Raw genomic sequence first — 15,643 nt, 5'->3', positions numbered from 1 at the left:
AGGCTGTGTACACAACTGATCAGACCGCTTGCGCTTTGATTTATCAGCGCAAACTGATCAGCAGCAACGCGTCATCCACAGCGCCTGCTAACGACGACGCGTAGTAGTCACTCCGCCGCGCGCGCCGGCGTATCGCTGGCCGACGACGCATGGAAATCACAGATACGCGGCACGATTTCCGAACGGAAACGCGAGCCGTTGAACACACCGTAGTGGCCGACGCCCTTCTGCACGTAGTGCACGCGCCGATTATCCGGGATCGACGAACACAGCCCGTGCGTCGCCTCGGTCTGACCGAGACCGGAGATGTCGTCGTTCTCGCCTTCCACCGTCATCAGCGCGACGCGCTTGACCTTCGACGGCTCGACCAGCTTGCCGCGATGCGTCATCTCGCCTTTCGGCAGCGCGTGCTTGACGAACACCAGATCGACCGTCTGCAGATAGAACTCCGCGGTCAGATCCATCACCGCCAGATACTCGTCGTAGAACTCGCGGTGCTTGTCGGCGAGGTCGCCGTCGCCCTGAACCAGATGGTTGAACAGGTTGCGATGCGCGTCCATGTGCCGGTCGAGGTTCATGCTGATGAACCCGTTGAGCTGCAGGAACCCCGGATAGACGTCGCGCATGAAGCCCGGATGCGGGAACGGCACCTTGGTGATGACGTGGTTGCGGAACCAGTCGATACCCTTCTCGGCCGCGAGATTGTTCACCGCGGTCGGATTGCGGCGGGTGTCGATCGGGCCGCCCATCAGCGTCATCGACAGCGGCACGAACGGATCTTCGTTGGCCTCCATCACCGACACCGCGGTCAGAACCGGCACCGATGGCTGGCACACCGCCATGACGTGAACGTTGCCGCCCAGCGTCTGCAGCATCTCGATGACGTAATCGACATAGTCGTCGAGGTCGAACCGCCCGGCCGCGGCCGGCACCATCCGGGCGTCGGCCCAGTCGGTGATGTAGACCTCATGGGTCGGCAGGAAGGCCTCGACCGTGCCGCGCAGCAGCGTGGCGTAGTGGCCGGACATCGGCGCTACGATCAGCAGCCGCGGCTGCGGATGGCGCAGCGGTCGCTCCAGCTTGCGCTCGAAATACAACAGCCGGCAGAACGGCTTTTCCCAGACGTTGTGGATCTCGATCGGGACCCGCATGCCGTTGACTTCGGTGTCGTCGAGCCCCCACTCCGGCTTGCCGTAGCGGCGGGTGGTGCGCTCGAACACTTCGCAGGCCGCGGCAATCGACTTGCCGAATTCGGTGTGGCTCCACGGATTGAGCGGGTTCTTGAACGCCAGCTTGGTCGCGTCCGACATCGCCCGCGCCGGATTCAGCGAGGCGTGCGCCATCTCGTAGAACCAGTACATCGGCGTGGTCAGCGCCGGACTGACTTCCGCAGGCATCTCCGGCGGGCGACCAAATTCACCAATGACAACCGGCATCGTGTCGTGTCCCTCGTAACCCCGTGCAGCGCAACATAGTGGCGGCTGGGTACAGGCGCGTCAATCACAAGATCGAAATATGCGCTTCACCGCGTAAAAAGTAAGCACGGACAGTCCACAGGCCTGTCCGGATTCATCCTACTCGCCGCTCTGGATCAGTGAGCCGTGGCGTCGGGCGCTGTTCAGCATCGCCAGGAAGCTGATGAACGCGGCCACGAACAGCACCACATTGATGCCGAGCGCCCATAGCATCAGATCGCCGCGAAACTGATGATCGATCAACAGCGCCCGCATGCCTTCGAACACGTAGGTCGGCGGCAGCATCCAGGCGACGACTTGCAGCCAATGCGGCAGCACCGCGACCGGATAGTAGACGCAGGCGAGCGGCATCACGCCGAACATCAAGCTCCAGACGATGCTTTCGGCACCCAGGCCATGGCGCAGCACCAGCCCGGACACGAAGATGCCGAGCGCCCACGAGGTAAAGATCAGGTTACAGAAGAACGCGCCAAGCGGCAGGCCGAAGCCGAACAGGTTGAAGTCGAACAGCGTCATCGCCAGCACCACCATCGGCACGACACCGATGGCAAGACGGATCAGGCTCATGATCATCAAGGCGATCAGAAACTCGAGCGGCTTCAGCGGGCTCATCATCAGGTTGCCGAGATTGCGCGCCCACATCTCCTCGAGAAACGAGATCGAAAACCCGAGCTGACCGCGAAACAGAATGTCCCACAGGATCACCGCGCCGATCAGCGTGCCGCCGGCGCGGGCGAAGAACCCGGCGTTCTGCGCCACGTAGCTCTGCAGAAAGCCCCAAGTGATCACTTGCAGCGCCGGCCAGTACACCAGCTCGAACAGCCGCGGCCATGACGACAGCAGCAGGTACCAATAGCGCAGCACCATGGCGCTGATGCGATGCCAGGCGAGGCCGTGACCGAGTTCGAGGCCGGCGATCAGACTTCTCATGATTCAGCGTCCCGGGCTCGGCCGCGGGCGACGTCGAGGAACACCTCCTCCAGCGTCGACCGGTGATAGCGCGCCATGATGGCCGACGGGGTGTCGTCGTCCTCGATCCGGCCGCGCTTCATGATCACGACGCGATCACACAGCCGCTCGACTTCGAGCATGTTGTGCGAAGCCAGCAGGATGCTGGCGCCGCGCCGCTTGCGATAACTCTCCAGATGCGACCTGATCCAGTCGGCGGTGTCGGGATCGAGCGAAGCGGTCGGCTCGTCGAGCAACAGCAGTTCGGGCTGGTTGATCAGCGCCTTTGCCAGCGCCACCCGGGTTTTCTGCCCGGCCGACAGCTTGCCGGAGGCGCGGTCGAGAAAGTCGGTCAGGTCGAAATCGGAGGCGAGGTCGGCGATCCGGCCGCGCAGGTCGGGGACCGCGTAGAGCTGGCCGAACACGGTCAGGTTCTGCCGCACCGTCAGCCGCGACGGCATGTCGACATAGGGACTTTCGAAATTGATCCGGCCGAGCACGTCGGCCCGCTGCTCCGGCATCGCGCAGCCGAGCACGCGGATCCGCCCCGCGGTCGGCAGCACCAGCCCCATGATCATAGCGATCGTCGTGGTCTTGCCGGCGCCGTTGCCGCCGAGCAGCCCGGTGATGCTGCCGCGCGGCACCCGGAACGAGATGTCGTCCACCGCCCGCGTGGTCTTGTAGGTCTTGACCAGATGCGAGACTTCAATCGCCGCAGACACGGAGGAAGACCCCGCCGGGTAGTCGACCCGGCCAACGCTATCGATCGCCATCATGGAGCCTGTTTGGCGATTGCCGGCGGTGAGCGCAAGCGTGCCGCCGGGCGATCCGCCGCGGGCGGCGTCAATTGGCATCCCGAGCCGCCGACGCTACTGTCCGGCGCATGTCCGATGATCTGATTTCCGCCGACTTCCGGCATCCGCGGCGCCACGTTCGCCTCGATACCATCCTGCGGCTGCGCTGGCTGGCGGCGCTCGGCCAGCTCGCCGCGATCTTCGTGGTTTCGGAAGGGCTGGAATTCGACTTCGCGGTGATGCCGTGCATCGTCATCATCGCCGTGTCGGGCCTGGTCAACCTCGCGCTGCAGATCGCCTTCAACCCGATGCAGCGGATGGAGCCGATCTACGCCGCGCTGCTGCTCGCGCTCAACATCTCCGAACTGGCGGGCCTGCTATACTTTACCGGCGGCCTGCAGAACCCGTTCGCATTCCTGTTCCTCGGGCCGGTGCTGATCAGCGCCACGGCACTGCCGACCCGGATGACGATCTCGCTCGGGATCTTCGCGGCCGGCTGCGCGGCCTTTCTCGGCTACAGCCATCTGCCGCTGCCCTGGGCCGGCGAGGAGCCGGTGGCGCTGCCGCGGATCTATCTGGTCGGCGTCTGGCTCTCGATCCTGCTCGCGATCGGCGTCACCAGCCTCTACACCTTCCAGGTCACCGAAGAGGCCCGCAAGCTCGCCGACGCGCTGTCGGCGGCCGAACTGGTGCTGGAACGTGAGCAGCATCTGACCCAGCTCGATGGCCTCGCCGCCGCGGCCGCGCACGAACTCGGCACGCCGCTGTCGACCATCTTCCTGATCTCGCGCGAACTGGAAAAAACCGCCCCGCCGGAGATGGCCTCCGACCTGCGGACCCTGCGCGAACAGGCGCAGCGCTGCCGCGAGATCCTCGGCAAGATCGCCCAGCTGTCGTCGGCCGGCGCGCCGTTCGACCGGATGCCGCTGTCGACGCTGATCGAGGAAGCGGTGGCGCCGCATCGCGACTTCGGCATCGCCATCAAGATCCGGCTGGCGCAACACGGCGAACCCGAGCCGGTGGTGATGCGCAACCCCGCGATCCTTTACGGCATCGGCAATATCCTGGAGAACGCCGTCGACTTCGCCCGCAATGCCGTCGAGGTGAATGCCTGGTGGAACGCCGAGACCGTGCAGATCGTGGTGTCGGACGACGGTCCGGGCATCAAGCCGGACGTGCTGCGCCGGATCGGCGAGCCTTATCTGTCGCGCCGCCGCAGCGCCGACGATCCCAATCGCGAGCGGTCGGGCCTCGGCCTCGGCGTGTTCATCGCCCGGACCCTGCTGGAGCGCACCGGCGCCAAGGTCGAGTTCCGCAACAAGACCTTCCCGGATCACGGTGCCATCGTCCAGCTCAGCTGGCCCAGGAACCGCTTCGAGACCATCGAAAAGACCGAAGAAACAATGGCTTGATCTGCCCCGCGCGCTCCGGTCGCAGGCGCACGCTCTTGGCAGCGCGGTGTCGCACCCCCATATCTTGTGACACTCGACGAGGAGCCCCGCCGTGAACGCCATTCCCGAACTGAATGACCACACCGATCGCTCGCTGCTGATCGTGGAGGACGACAAGCCGTTCCTCGACCGGCTGGCACGGGCTATGGAAACGCGCGGCTTCGCGGTCACGGCCTGCGACAGCGTGTCCAGCGGTCTCGCCCAGATCGGCAAGGCGGCGCCGGCATTCGCCGTGGTCGATCTCCGTCTCGGCGACGGCAACGGCCTCGATGTGGTCTCGGCGCTGAAGCGCGAGCGCCCCGATTGCCGCGCCATCGTGCTGACCGGCTACGGCAACATCGCCACCGCCGTGACCGCGGTGAAGATGGGCGCGGTGGACTATCTGTCGAAGCCGGCGGACGCCGACGACGTCGTCGCGGCGCTGCTCTCGACCGGCAACGAGAAATCCGAACCGCCGCCGAACCCGATGTCGGCCGACCGCGTCCGCTGGGAGCACATTCAGCGGATCTACGAGATGTGCAACCGCAACGTCTCCGAGACCGCGCGCCGCCTCAACATGCACCGCCGCACCCTGCAGCGCATCCTCGCCAAGCGCGCCCCGCGCTAAGCCCAGCCCTCTGTCGATTATCAGCCTGGTCATTCCGGGGCGCGAACGAAGTTTGCGAACCCGGAATCTGACACGCGAACAACCTATCGGGATTCCGGGTTCGCCGCTACGCGGCGCCCCGGAATGACGGAGCTACGCCCCTTCGGCAAATCCCTGCGGGTCGGCGAGGCGTCCGAGACGTTGGGCGGCGGCCAGCGCGAAGCGCAGCATCATCACCTTGCGGGTCGCCGCCGGCAGCTTGTGTTCCGGCGCTTCGCAATGCAGATGAGCGCCGTAGCCGTCGGCCACGATCAGCCCGGTGTTGGCCGGAAAAATCTCGCACGGCAGATCCTGAGTGAAGGCGAAGAACAGCCGGTCGCAATGCGCCCGGTAGTCGGGCCATTTGTGATCGGCCCGCAGATCCTCCACCGACGATTTGATCTCCACGATCCAGATCTCGCCGCGCTCGTTCAGCGCCACCAGATCGGCGCGCCGCCCGGACGGCAGCGGTAGTTCACTGACGCAGGCGAAGCCGAGCGAACGCAGCAACCGCTGCGTGCCGCGCGCAATGCTGAGCGCGGTCTCCGACTGCCGCAGATCGCGCGGCAGAATCATTTGAACGGCATTCGATTCCATCGCGTCCAAGTCTAGCCGAAGTCGGAGCGGGTGCCCAACCGGTCACGTCAGTTCCGCTCTCGGCCGCAGGACCGTTGCGGCGGCACCTTTTCGAGGTGCCGCACGGCGGAGCATTGAGTTGCGGGCTTGGCGGGGGGCGCCGGAGACCATCACGATGAAACGCATCACTCTCAAAACCGCGCTGGCTGCCGCCGCGCTGGCGCTTCCACTCTCCTTCGCGACGGCGGCGCAAGCGCGGCCCTCGGTCGAAGTCGCATTCGTCCTCGATACCACCGGATCGATGAGCGGCCTGATCGAAGGCGCCAAGCGCAAGATCTGGTCGATCGCCACCACCATCCTCAACGACAATCCCGACGCCGACATCCGGATGGGGCTGGTCGCTTATCGGGACATCGGCGACGACTACGTCGTCCGCAGCGTCGACCTCACCACCGACATCCAGGACCTTTACGGCCAGCTCCTGCAACTGCAGGCGCGCGGCGGCGGCGACTGGCCCGAAAGCGTCAACGAGGCGCTGGATACGGCGATCAACAAGCTGCATTGGCGGCAGGGCGGCGAGACCCGCCGCATCGTGTTCCTGGTCGGCGATGCTCCGCCGCACATGGACTACGCGCAGGACACCAAATACCCCGAGACCCTGGCGGTCGCCCGGCAGAAAGACATCATCGTCAACGCGGTGCAGGCCGGCACCGCGCAGGACACCGCACGGGTGTGGCACGAGATCGCCGACGGCGGACGCGGCCGCTACATCGCCATCCCGCAGGACGGAGGGCAGATCGTGGTGATCCAGACGCCCTATGACGACGACATCATCATCCTGCAGCAGCAGATCAACGGCACCGTAATCCCCTATGGCCCCGCGCCGATGCAGCGGCGGACCGAAGAGAAGACCGGACAGCTCGCCAAGGTCGCGGCCGCAGCACCGGCCTCGGCGTCCGACATGGCCAGCTACATCAACAAGCGCGCCCGCAGTTCGTCCGAGGCCGTGACCGGCGGCGGCGATCTGGTCAGCGACGTGCTGGCCGGGCGGCAGAAGCTCGATCAGGTCAAGGACGCGGACCTGCCGCCGGAGCTGCGCGCGCTGCCGGCCGAGCAACGGACCGCAAAGCTCGACGCCCAGATGACGGCCCGCAAGGCGCTCAACGACAAACTCGCGGCCCTGGTGAAGCAGCGCGATGCCTATCTGCTGGCGCAGCGCGACAAGCAGCCGAAGCAGGCTTCGTCGTTCGACCGCGAGGTCGAGGCGACCCTGAAAGCGCAGCTCAAGCGATAGCGAGCGCTGCCGGCGGTTCGGGCGCGAGCGGCGATACCGGAGGGTGAGCCGAGCTTTGACTCACCCTCTTCGACGCGGCATTGTCCGGCCATGACCGAGACCCAGACCAAGGCCAAAGCCGGCGCCGCAATCATTCCCGTGACGCCGTTCCAGCAGAACTGCACGCTGTTGTGGTGCGAAGCGTCCCGCAAAGCCGTGGTTGTCGATCCCGGCGGCGACGTGCCGGAGATCCTGGCTGCGATCGAAAAGACCAACGTCGAGGTCGGCGCGATCTGGCTCACTCATGGCCACATCGACCATGTCGGCGGCGCCGCCGATCTGCGCGATGCCTTGAAGGTCGAGGTGATAGGCCCGCATCGCGACGACCAGTTCCTGCTCGACAATGTCGTCAACTCCGGCCGCAGCTTCGGCATCGACGGCGTCCGCGACGTCACCCCGGACCGCTGGCTCGCCGACGGCGACAGCGTCAGCATCGGCGAGCTGAGCTTCCAAATCCTGCACTGCCCGGGCCATTCGCCGGGCAGCGTCGTGTTCTTCAACGATGCGATGCGGTTCGCCTTCGTCGGCGACGTGCTGTTTGCCGGCTCGGTCGGCCGCACCGACCTGCCCGGCGGCAGTCACGCCACCCTGATCCAATCGATCACTCAGAAGCTGCTGCCGCTCGGCGACGACGTCGGCTTCATCTGTGGTCATGGGCCCGGCTCCAGCTTCGGTCAGGAGCGCCTGACCAACCCATTCCTGACCGGCGAAGCCTGACCGCCACCTCCGGTTCATCCGTTTTTCTGAGCTGACCCGGCCGGCGCGACTCGTTCGCGCTGGCTGAAATGCATCGCGCGCGGGCCGTCGAACGGTGCCCTGGTCAGCCGTTTGAACCTATTGCCGGCTGCTACGTCCAATTTTCCGCAAATACCTGGGAATCTTACGAGGACCTACGGTTCCCTCGTTCTGTTACCAGGATCGGCCGGAATGTTGCGTGCGGACTGGAGACGTAATCGGAGATGACCGTCGAGCTTCTCAACGAACCTCTCTCCCGGTACCCCGCGTTTGACACCGCCGATCCGGAAGAACTGCGCCAAGCCTTGAGCTCCGTTTACGGCGCCAAGTTGGTGGAAGGCCCGATCTGCGCCGATTTCCACGCGCGCAGCAATTTCGTCCAGCTCGATGACATCGCGCTCGCCTTCGGTGTCGGCACCGGATCAATCGTGGTCGAATTCCCTGAGGGGGAATGTGCGCGGCTGCAGATCGCTCTGTCGGGGCAATTCATCACCCGGAGCGGCGGCACCAGCACAGCGATCAACGCGCGGCAGGCCGGCATCATCTCGCCGGGCCGCAATGCCCGTACCGAATATGGTCCCTCCTACAGCTTCAGCCTGCTGCGCGTCAGTACCACGGCGCTGGAGCGGAAGCTGACCACCCTGCTCGGCTGTAAGCCGAAGGCGTCGATCGAATTCGAGCCGGCGGCCAACAACGAAGCGCCGCAGGTGGTCAACTTGCGCCGGATGCTGTGCTTCCTGGCCAATCAGCTGAATTGCAGCCCGCTGCCGCCGGTGGTGCTGGGCGAGCTGCAGGAGGCCATCACCCTGCTATTCCTCAGCGCCTTCCGGCACAATTACAGCCGGCAGCTCGAGCGCGAGTCGCACGGGATCGCGCCGAAGCACGTTCGGCAGGTCGAGGAATACATCGAAGCCAACTGGATGCGGCCGATCACCATCGAAAAGCTGACCGCCCTCACCGGCATCAGCTCGCGCGGCATCTTCAAGGCGTTCCAGCGCAGCCGCGGTTATTCGCCGATGGCGTTCGCCAAGCGGGTGCGGCTACAGCACGCCCATAATTTGCTGTCGGACGGATCGACGCCGACCACCGTGACCGCAGCCGCGCTGTCCTGCGGCTTCTCCAACCTCGGCCACTTCGCCCGCGACTATCGCGACATGTTCGGCGAAAAGCCCTCCGAGACGCTGCAGCGCGCGCGGCCCTGAACATAAGAGAACGGGCCGCGTCCCCTCCGACACGGCCCGCCCCTCGTTCATCAGGTCGTTCGATTATTCGATGATCTCGACGACCTTGTGGGTGCGCGGATCGACCAGCACGGTGCGATCGTTCACCACGGTGTAGCGATATTCGCTGGCGCGGCCGAAGCGGTCCGGCACCTCGTAATAGGTCACGCCGTCCGAGGGCAGCACGACGCCGACGCGAACTTCGTCACGATAGCGGAACGACGGATGACGCTGCTCGACCACGTAGTGACGGAACTGCGGACGATCATCCACGCCCAGGATGCCGGCTACGCCGCCGACGACGCCACCGATCGTTCCACCAACCACCGCGCCAACCGGACCTGCGGCGCGCTCACCATCGCGCGCACCACGCTCGATGCCGCCCGGAACGCCCTGGGCGTTGGCGACAGCAGGCGCCGCAAGGGCAAGGACGACGATAGCGGTTCCGGCAAAACGATTAATCATGGTCAGACTCCCGTTCGGTGAAAGGTGGTCTGACAAGTCTCGCTTCGGCGATCCGTTCCGTACTCCGCTGCACCGTTGCGTGCGCATAATTGGTGCACCCAGTCAGGGAACCCAGCGCTTACTTCATCAATCCTGCGGCGGTGAGGGCGCGGGTAATCACAGCGCCGACATCGAGCCCGCGCTTGGTATCAGGCGCCTCATCCGACGCGCCGGCCTTGTTGGATCGCTGCTGCGACTTGCGGTGAGGAGTGTCGGTCGCACCGGAGCGATGTCCATCCGTGGCGGCTCGTGCCACCGCCGTCTTTTCCGGCGATCGCGTCTGATAGACCCGCCCGGTCAGGCCGAAGAACTGCGCGATGTGATAGGACGATGAAATCCCGACATCGAGCAAATAGGCCCCGGCCACGCCATAGCGTTCATCCCCGGCGCCTGCACCGAGCGGCGTGCCATGCGCCATGCCGGTGATGGTGTAAGATTCCACCACGGTCTCGCCGCTCGAATTCCACCACACGCGGTGCGGATAGCCGTCGATCTTGTTCTGAGACATCGGCGCCTCGGGCAGCCCGTGCAGGTCGAGCCATTGCCGGACCAGCGCGTCGGCATTGGCCGGATCGACCGTCCGGTCGGCATCGCCGTGCCACACCGCCAGCTTCGGCCATGGCCCTTTGTGCGCAGCGGCACCGCGCACCAGATCGCCGAGCTGATGGCCCGTGCGCGCCGAGGCGTGACGCATTTCCTTCAGCGCCTGCCGCACATTGAGCGCGACACCGAAAGGCAAGCCCGCGATCACCGCGCCGCCGGCGAACACGTCCGGATAAGTCGCGAGCATCGCCGCCGCCATCGCGCCGCCCGCCGACAGACCGGTGACGAAGATCCGTGCACGGTCGATGTGATGGCTGCGCGCCATGTGCTCGACCATCTGCCGGATCGAGCCGACCTCGCCGCTGTCGCGGCGGATGTCGTCGGGCGCGAACCAGTTGAAGCAGGTGTTGGGATTGTTGGCGCGGGTCTGCTCCGGCAGCAGCAGCGCGAAGCCGTAACGCTGCGCCAGCGTGCACCAGCCGGCGCCGATCTCATAGCCGGCGGCATTCTGGGTGCAGCCGTGCAGAACAACGACCAGGGGCAGTTTCTGGGTGACCCCCTCAGGGACGAACGAGAACATCCGCAAGTCGCCGGGATTGGCGCCGAACGCGGTGGTCTCGGTGAGACGGCTGTCGTGAGCCGCCTCGCCCCAAGCCAAGCCATTGAGACTGTGCATTTTTCGGAGCTGGCCGAGGAAATCGATATGGTCTTTCAGTGACACGGTCGCTCCTGGTCTGGGCCCCTGCCCTGGCACGGATATAATTGCTGCGGTGCAATATGGTAGGCCCGCGCGGGCGACCAGCCGGTCTGCGCCAGCCGATGATCCGCGGTCACAAAAAGACCCGCAGCTTGCTGCTGCGGGCCATAGTCGGGGAGGAATCCCGAAAACGCGAGCTACTTGGCGGGCCCCTTCGACATGCTGCTGGGCTGCACGTCGTTCTTCTTCGAGGAGTGCTTTTTCGATTTGCTGGTCGCCATGCCCTGGGTCGAGCCTTTGGACATGCCGTTATCGGACATCCCGGGCGAGCCGCCGCCGGACATGCCGTTGTTCATCTTGGTCGAATCCTGCGGCGCCGGTCCGGTGGTCTGGGCCGAGGCGGTACCGGCAAACGTGCCGATTGCTGCGCAGCAGAGCGCAGCAAGCAATGCCTGTTTCATAGGTGAGCTCCTGTCGCTGTCACGCCGGCCCAACCCCAAAGCAGCCTAAGCGTTCCTGCCGTACGCCCGGAACCGAGGCGACGAGCAGGCTGGATTGAAGCTACGCGCGGCGTGTTGAAGCAGTCCGGCCGATGTGGGGGCGAAGATGTGGGACCGAAAACGCATGCGCTCAGCGATGCGCGCGTTATTCCTTTGCGCTGCAGCTTTCCCGGCGACGAAGGTCGATTTGACAAATCATCCCAAAACCATGAGCACAAAACGAAAATTCGAGCAGTGGCGCGGCGGAGTGCTGGTCACGACGGCACAGGCGCGGAACAGACCCGATGTATGATGTGTTCAAGTTTCTCCACGTCGTCGGCGTGGTCGTGCTGGTCGGCAACGTCACCATCACAGCCTTCTGGAAGGCGTTCTCCGACATGACCCGCGATCCGAAGATCGTGGCACATGCGCAGCGCGGCGTGACGGTCTCGGATTTCATCTTCACCCTGGCCGGCATCGCCCTGATCATCATCGGCGGCTACGGCGCCGCGCTGGTGAAGGACATGCCGCTGTTTTCCTCGTTCTGGCTGGTGGCCGGGCAGATCCTGTTCGTGGTCTCGGGCGTGATGTGGCTCGGCATCCTGATCCCGCTGCAGATCCGGCAGGCGCGCCTTGCGCGCAGTTTCGCCCAGGGCGGCGAAATCCCGGCGCAGTACTGGCGCGACGCCAAGACCTGGCTGGTCTGGGGCATCATCGCCACGGTGCCGCTGGTCGCGGCCGTGTTCGTGATGGTCTACAAAATCTGAGCTACGCGACCCGCGCGGTCGGCTTGCTGGGCTGGCCCCATTCGGTGACCCGCATTTCCAGGTCGCGGAAGTTCTGGTGGAGCTGCTCCATGGCGAAACCGAGCGCGAAGAACCGCTCGGCCTGATCGCCCGGCAGCGCCCGGATCAGCCCGTCGCGTCGCACCGCGGCGACCTCGGCCGCATAGGCGGCCAGCGCCTGTTCCATTGGGCCCAGCGGCGGCGGCTCATGGCGCTGGCGCAGCGCCTCGGCGCAGGCGGCCAGATGCGAGGTCGCAGCAAGGCGCAGATTGTCGATCGCGCCACCGAGCCGCTCCTGCAGAGACGGCGGCAGCGGCGCGGTGACGGAGCGACCGACCATCACCAGATCGTGGCGCAGCCGCAGCAGCGTGCGGACCAGCGGCGCGACATCCGGCCCGCGCGACAGCCCGGCGTTGCGCTCGCGCTGCGCCTCGGCGCCGATTTCGGCCAGCGTCACCAGCGACGCGCCGATGCCGTCCTGCAGCCGGTGCAGCGCGTCGTTGTCGAGGCCCTTGGTCAGGCCGGCCAGCAGCGCACCGAGCGCATCGGCCATCAACTCCAGCGAGCGCGCCGCGGCGGCGAGCGCCAGCCCCTGCGCCCGCGACGGCAGCACCACGAACGACACCGCCAGCCCCACGATCGCCCCGACCCCGACTTCGAGCACGCGGTCGATCGCCGAGGCCAGCGGCTCCACCTTGGTGATGGTCGGCACCAGCAGCACGATGATCGCCGTCACCGTGGCGACGTTGAGGTTAGGCTTGATGGCCGCCAGCAGCGCCAACGGCGCGACCGCCAGCGCCAGAGCCCCGAGCAGCCCGAGCTCGCTGTGATGCGGCACGAAGATCGTGATGGCGCCGCCGTAGATCGCGCCGCCGATGGTGCCGACGAGATAATCGCCCGCCGTTTTCAACGACCGTCCGACGCTGGTCTGCGTCACGATGATCGCGGTGAGCACCGCCCACAGCGGCAGATGCAAATGCAGACTCTGCGCGACCCCAAGCGCAAGCAGCGCCGCGAGGGTGATACGCAGCGCCAGTCCCCATTGTGGCTGGCGTGGTTTCCATTGCGAAAGCAGGCGTGTCCTGGAGGATGTCATCGGCGGCAGCAATCGTTCCGGTTGCACCGTCTGGCGCGGAATCACCCGCGCCAGAGAGCACGGCCCTGCGCACCGCGCAAATCCGCACCACTGCGGATGGGCCCTGCACCGGCGCGGCTTGAACCGCGTCCGCGGCCCGCCTAACGTGCCGCGCAAAAGAGGGAGCCCAGATGGCCAACGAAACCGCCACGCTCGCAGGCTACGTCGCCGCGCTGCAATTCACCGACATTCCGCAAGACGTTCTGGCGCGCGCCAAGCTGCTGACGCTGGACTTCCTCGGCAGCGCGATTCGCGCCCGGCGCGAAGCCGAATCGACGCCGTCGATCCTGCAGATGCTGCAGGCGCTGTCGCTCGACGGAGCCGGCGACTCCACGGTGTTCGGCGATGACAAGCGCTGGACCCCGGCGGTGGCGGCGCTGCTGAACGGTGCGCTCGGGCACTCGCTCGATTTCGACGACACCCACGCCGACTCCTCGCTGCATCCCTCGGCACCGGTGGTGCCGGCCGCGTTCGCGGTCGGCGAACTGGTCGGCGCCTCGGGCCGCGATGTGCTGACCGCGATCGTCGCCGGCTATGAAGTGTGCTGCCGGCTCGGCAACGCGCTCGATCCGACCTCGCACTACGCGCGCGGCTTCCATCCCACCGCAACCGCCGGCACCTACGGCGCCGCGGCCGCCGCCGCCAAGCTGTTCGGCCTGTCGCAGGATCAGATCGTCGCGGCGTTCGGCGTGTCGGGCAGCCAGGCCGCAGGCTCGCTGCAATTCCTGGTCAATGGTGCATGGAATAAGCGCTATCAGGTCGGCGCCGCCGCGATGAACGGCGTGATCGCCGCGACACTGGCGAAGAACGGCTTCATCGGCTCGACCGAGTCGGTCGAAGGCATCCATGGTCTGCTGGTCGGCTACACCGACACGCCGCATCACGACAAAGCGGTCGCCGATCTCGGCAGCGTCTATGAGACCATGAAGATCGGCGTAAAGCCGTATCCGAGCTGCCGCTACACTCACGCGGCGATCGACGCGCTGATCGCGATGCGACGCGAGCACAATCTGACGCCGGCGCAAATCACGCGCGTCGAAGTCGGGCTGCACAAGAACGGCATCACGCTCACCGGCGACGCCCCGACCAAGCGGCATCCGCGCTCGATCGTCGGCGGTCAGTTCTCGATGTTCTTCACCGGCGCATTGGCGCTGGAGCAGGGCAGCTTCGGCTGGGACGATTACACGCGGCTTGGCGATCCGGCGATCGATGCGCTCGCGGACAAGTTCGACGTGGTGCGCGACGAACGGCTCGAAGGCAAAACCCATCCGTTCGGCGCCCGCGTGTCGATCACCACCGAGGACGGCGTGCATGAACGGATCTACGCCGATCCGTCCGGCGAGCCGAACTCGTTCCCGAGCGACCAGGCGATGACGCAGAAATTCCTGCAGCTCGCCCGTCCGGTGCTGGACGGTCGCGCGCAGAGTTTTGCCGATGCGGTGCTGACGCTGGAGCGCTTCGCCAAGGTAAGCGAAGCAACCGCCTTGGGACGCTAGGGAACCATCGACGGTATTGACATACTCACAATCTGGCGTAGCAAAAGAGCCGACACTCCCGGACCACGGAGAGCGGTCGATGCAACGCTTCGTCTGTGAACAGAATATCGCGCACTTCCAAAAGCTGCTCGAAACGGCAGAGGATGAGAAGCTGCGGCGGACGCTGCTCGGCCTGCTATCGTCGGCCAAGCGCGAACTGGCGCTGCTGCACTCGCAGCTCTCCGGCGCCGACCTGTCGCCGCTGGCGCATCGCAACCGCGGCGGCGATCTCAATTCGGTGCTGGCGCAAATCCGCGCCGGCTTCGATGCCTCCGACCATCCCTACATGCTGATCGATGCCGGCCCCGGCCTAAAGATCATCGACATCAACGACGCCTATGCGCGCGCCACGTTCACATCGCGCGATAGCATCGTCGGCCAGCCTCTGTTCGAAATCTTCCCGGACAATCCGGCGATCGAGACCGCCGACGGCGTGAGCAACGTCTACAACTCACTGCGCACCGTCGTGGAGACCGGTCAGCCGCACGCGCTCGCCGTGCAGCGCTACGATGTCCGCAACGCCGAGGGCGTGTTCGTCGAGCGCTATTGGCAGTCGATCAACACCCCGGTGCGCGACGCCGACGGCAAGCTGATGTGCCTGCTGCACAATGTCGAGGACGTTACCGCCGAAGTGCTGGCGAATTAGCCGGCGGCGGTCCTCGGCGCACACAGCGACATCCCCTTTCCGGCCGGTCACGAAGCCGTGGCGAAACCATCGTCCTGCTCATGCGTCTGGAAGGCGTTGTCCGGAACGTCTATGGTTGTGACGTACCGCGCTTCGTACGTGAAGCGACGATGTCGCAAGCCT

Annotated in this window: 16 protein-coding genes; 8 read left to right on the top strand and 8 right to left on the bottom strand. The window is 65.7% G+C overall.

Features of this window, described 5'->3' with window-relative positions; all coding sequences use genetic code 11:
• Nucleotides 1-107: 107 nt before the first annotated feature.
• The 3 genes from VRZ08_RS03775 to VRZ08_RS03765 all read right to left on the bottom strand — a co-directional run bounded on the left by VRZ08_RS03775 (nt 108) and on the right by VRZ08_RS03765 (nt 3,199).
• Nucleotides 108-1,436: a polyhydroxyalkanoate depolymerase gene (locus VRZ08_RS03775; protein ID WP_107342779.1), complete on the bottom strand. Its 1,329-nt coding sequence runs from the start codon at nt 1,434-1,436 to the stop codon at nt 108-110.
• A 138-nt stretch (nt 1,437-1,574) separates the two neighbouring features.
• Entirely contained in the window at nt 1,575-2,405 is an 831-nt protein-coding gene (locus tag VRZ08_RS03770; RefSeq protein ID WP_107342778.1) for an ABC transporter permease, read from the bottom strand.
• The gene (locus VRZ08_RS03765) at nt 2,402-3,199 is read right to left on the bottom strand and encodes an ABC transporter ATP-binding protein (protein ID WP_414531827.1); all 798 of its coding nucleotides are present in this window, start codon (nt 3,197-3,199) and stop codon (nt 2,402-2,404) included. The genes VRZ08_RS03770 and VRZ08_RS03765 overlap by 4 nt, the downstream gene beginning before the upstream one ends.
• Nucleotides 3,200-3,306: 107 nt before the next feature.
• Between VRZ08_RS03765 and VRZ08_RS03760 the strand changes: the two genes are divergently transcribed.
• The gene (locus VRZ08_RS03760; protein ID WP_107354084.1) at nt 3,307-4,629 is read left to right on the top strand and encodes an ActS/PrrB/RegB family redox-sensitive histidine kinase; all 1,323 of its coding nucleotides are present in this window, start codon (nt 3,307-3,309) and stop codon (nt 4,627-4,629) included.
• Between the two features lie 91 nt (nt 4,630-4,720).
• A complete protein-coding gene (locus VRZ08_RS03755; RefSeq protein ID WP_107342775.1) occupies nt 4,721-5,275 on the top strand; it encodes an ActR/PrrA/RegA family redox response regulator transcription factor in 555 nt (184 codons plus the stop codon).
• A gap of 132 nt (nt 5,276-5,407) precedes the next feature.
• Here VRZ08_RS03755 and VRZ08_RS03750 read toward each other — a convergent pair whose 3' ends face one another.
• Nucleotides 5,408-5,890: an MmcB family DNA repair protein gene (locus VRZ08_RS03750; RefSeq protein WP_414531606.1), complete on the bottom strand. Its 483-nt coding sequence runs from the start codon at nt 5,888-5,890 to the stop codon at nt 5,408-5,410.
• 154 nt (nt 5,891-6,044) lie between these two features.
• Between VRZ08_RS03750 and VRZ08_RS03745 the strand changes: the two genes are divergently transcribed.
• The 3 genes from VRZ08_RS03745 to VRZ08_RS03735 all read left to right on the top strand — a co-directional run bounded on the left by VRZ08_RS03745 (nt 6,045) and on the right by VRZ08_RS03735 (nt 9,139).
• Nucleotides 6,045-7,163, top strand: coding sequence for a vWA domain-containing protein (locus tag VRZ08_RS03745; RefSeq protein WP_414531605.1), 1,119 nt, complete (start codon nt 6,045-6,047; stop codon nt 7,161-7,163).
• 90 nt (nt 7,164-7,253) lie between these two features.
• Nucleotides 7,254-7,919: an MBL fold metallo-hydrolase gene (locus VRZ08_RS03740; RefSeq protein WP_414531604.1), complete on the top strand. Its 666-nt coding sequence runs from the start codon at nt 7,254-7,256 to the stop codon at nt 7,917-7,919.
• A 323-nt stretch (nt 7,920-8,242) separates the two neighbouring features.
• On the top strand, nt 8,243-9,139 hold the full coding sequence (locus VRZ08_RS03735; RefSeq protein WP_263990428.1) for an AraC family transcriptional regulator: 897 nt from the start codon (nt 8,243-8,245) through the stop codon (nt 9,137-9,139).
• Nucleotides 9,140-9,202: 63 nt separating this feature from the next.
• Here the strand turns inward: VRZ08_RS03735 and VRZ08_RS03730 are convergent, their stop codons facing one another.
• The 3 genes from VRZ08_RS03730 to VRZ08_RS03720 form a co-directional block, all read right to left on the bottom strand.
• The gene (locus VRZ08_RS03730) at nt 9,203-9,622 is read right to left on the bottom strand and encodes a DUF1236 domain-containing protein (protein ID WP_107342771.1); all 420 of its coding nucleotides are present in this window, start codon (nt 9,620-9,622) and stop codon (nt 9,203-9,205) included.
• Nucleotides 9,623-9,740: 118 nt separating this feature from the next.
• Nucleotides 9,741-10,925 carry a PHB depolymerase family esterase gene (locus tag VRZ08_RS03725; protein ID WP_414531603.1) on the bottom strand — a complete coding sequence of 395 codons (1,185 nt, stop codon included), beginning with the start codon at nt 10,923-10,925 and terminating at the stop codon, nt 9,741-9,743.
• A gap of 173 nt (nt 10,926-11,098) precedes the next feature.
• The gene (locus VRZ08_RS03720) at nt 11,099-11,362 is read right to left on the bottom strand and encodes a hypothetical protein (RefSeq protein ID WP_107354080.1); all 264 of its coding nucleotides are present in this window, start codon (nt 11,360-11,362) and stop codon (nt 11,099-11,101) included.
• A 323-nt stretch (nt 11,363-11,685) separates the two neighbouring features.
• On the opposite strand from VRZ08_RS03720, the gene VRZ08_RS03715 reads away from it, so the two are divergent.
• A complete protein-coding gene (locus VRZ08_RS03715; protein WP_107342768.1) occupies nt 11,686-12,147 on the top strand; it encodes a DUF2269 family protein in 462 nt (153 codons plus the stop codon).
• Between the two features lies 1 nt (nt 12,148).
• Here VRZ08_RS03715 and VRZ08_RS03710 read toward each other — a convergent pair whose 3' ends face one another.
• Nucleotides 12,149-13,261: an FUSC family protein gene (locus tag VRZ08_RS03710; protein ID WP_414531602.1), complete on the bottom strand. Its 1,113-nt coding sequence runs from the start codon at nt 13,259-13,261 to the stop codon at nt 12,149-12,151.
• Nucleotides 13,262-13,431: 170 nt separating this feature from the next.
• Between VRZ08_RS03710 and VRZ08_RS03705 the strand changes: the two genes are divergently transcribed.
• Together VRZ08_RS03705 and VRZ08_RS03700 are read left to right on the top strand one after the other, a co-directional pair.
• The gene (locus VRZ08_RS03705) at nt 13,432-14,796 is read left to right on the top strand and encodes an MmgE/PrpD family protein (RefSeq protein ID WP_107354078.1); all 1,365 of its coding nucleotides are present in this window, start codon (nt 13,432-13,434) and stop codon (nt 14,794-14,796) included.
• A gap of 79 nt (nt 14,797-14,875) precedes the next feature.
• Nucleotides 14,876-15,481 (top strand): PAS domain-containing protein, encoded by a 606-nt coding sequence (locus VRZ08_RS03700; RefSeq protein ID WP_264075354.1) that lies wholly within the window; start codon nt 14,876-14,878, stop codon nt 15,479-15,481.
• Nucleotides 15,482-15,643: the final 162 nt, after the last annotated feature.

This window comes from Rhodopseudomonas sp. G2_2311, assembly GCF_047501505.1.
Classification (GTDB): domain Bacteria; phylum Pseudomonadota; class Alphaproteobacteria; order Rhizobiales; family Xanthobacteraceae; genus Rhodopseudomonas; species Rhodopseudomonas palustris_H.
The sequence above is the reverse complement of the archived record's forward strand: the minus strand, read 5'-3'. Positions and strand labels throughout refer to the sequence as shown.

Bases quoted from the DNA above. Each gene is read 5' to 3' on its own strand.
- VRZ08_RS03760 (WP_107354084.1), top strand. From the start codon at position 3,307: ATGTCCGATGATCTGATTTCCGCCGACTTCCGGCATCCGCGGCGCCAC.
- VRZ08_RS03720 (WP_107354080.1), bottom strand. From the start codon at position 11,362: ATGAAACAGGCATTGCTTGCTGCGCTCTGCTGCGCAGCAATCGGCACG.
- VRZ08_RS03740 (WP_414531604.1), top strand. From the start codon at position 7,254: ATGACCGAGACCCAGACCAAGGCCAAAGCCGGCGCCGCAATCATTCCC.
- VRZ08_RS03705 (WP_107354078.1), top strand. From the start codon at position 13,432: ATGGCCAACGAAACCGCCACGCTCGCAGGCTACGTCGCCGCGCTGCAA.
- VRZ08_RS03765 (WP_414531827.1), bottom strand. From the start codon at position 3,199: ATGATGGCGATCGATAGCGTTGGCCGGGTCGACTACCCGGCGGGGTCT.
- VRZ08_RS03770 (WP_107342778.1), bottom strand. From the start codon at position 2,405: ATGAGAAGTCTGATCGCCGGCCTCGAACTCGGTCACGGCCTCGCCTGG.
- VRZ08_RS03730 (WP_107342771.1), bottom strand. From the start codon at position 9,622: ATGATTAATCGTTTTGCCGGAACCGCTATCGTCGTCCTTGCCCTTGCG.
- VRZ08_RS03745 (WP_414531605.1), top strand. From the start codon at position 6,045: ATGAAACGCATCACTCTCAAAACCGCGCTGGCTGCCGCCGCGCTGGCG.
- VRZ08_RS03710 (WP_414531602.1), bottom strand. From the start codon at position 13,261: ATGACATCCTCCAGGACACGCCTGCTTTCGCAATGGAAACCACGCCAG.
- VRZ08_RS03715 (WP_107342768.1), top strand. From the start codon at position 11,686: ATGTATGATGTGTTCAAGTTTCTCCACGTCGTCGGCGTGGTCGTGCTG.
- VRZ08_RS03775 (WP_107342779.1), bottom strand. From the start codon at position 1,436: ATGCCGGTTGTCATTGGTGAATTTGGTCGCCCGCCGGAGATGCCTGCG.
- VRZ08_RS03700 (WP_264075354.1), top strand. From the start codon at position 14,876: ATGCAACGCTTCGTCTGTGAACAGAATATCGCGCACTTCCAAAAGCTG.
- VRZ08_RS03750 (WP_414531606.1), bottom strand. From the start codon at position 5,890: ATGGAATCGAATGCCGTTCAAATGATTCTGCCGCGCGATCTGCGGCAG.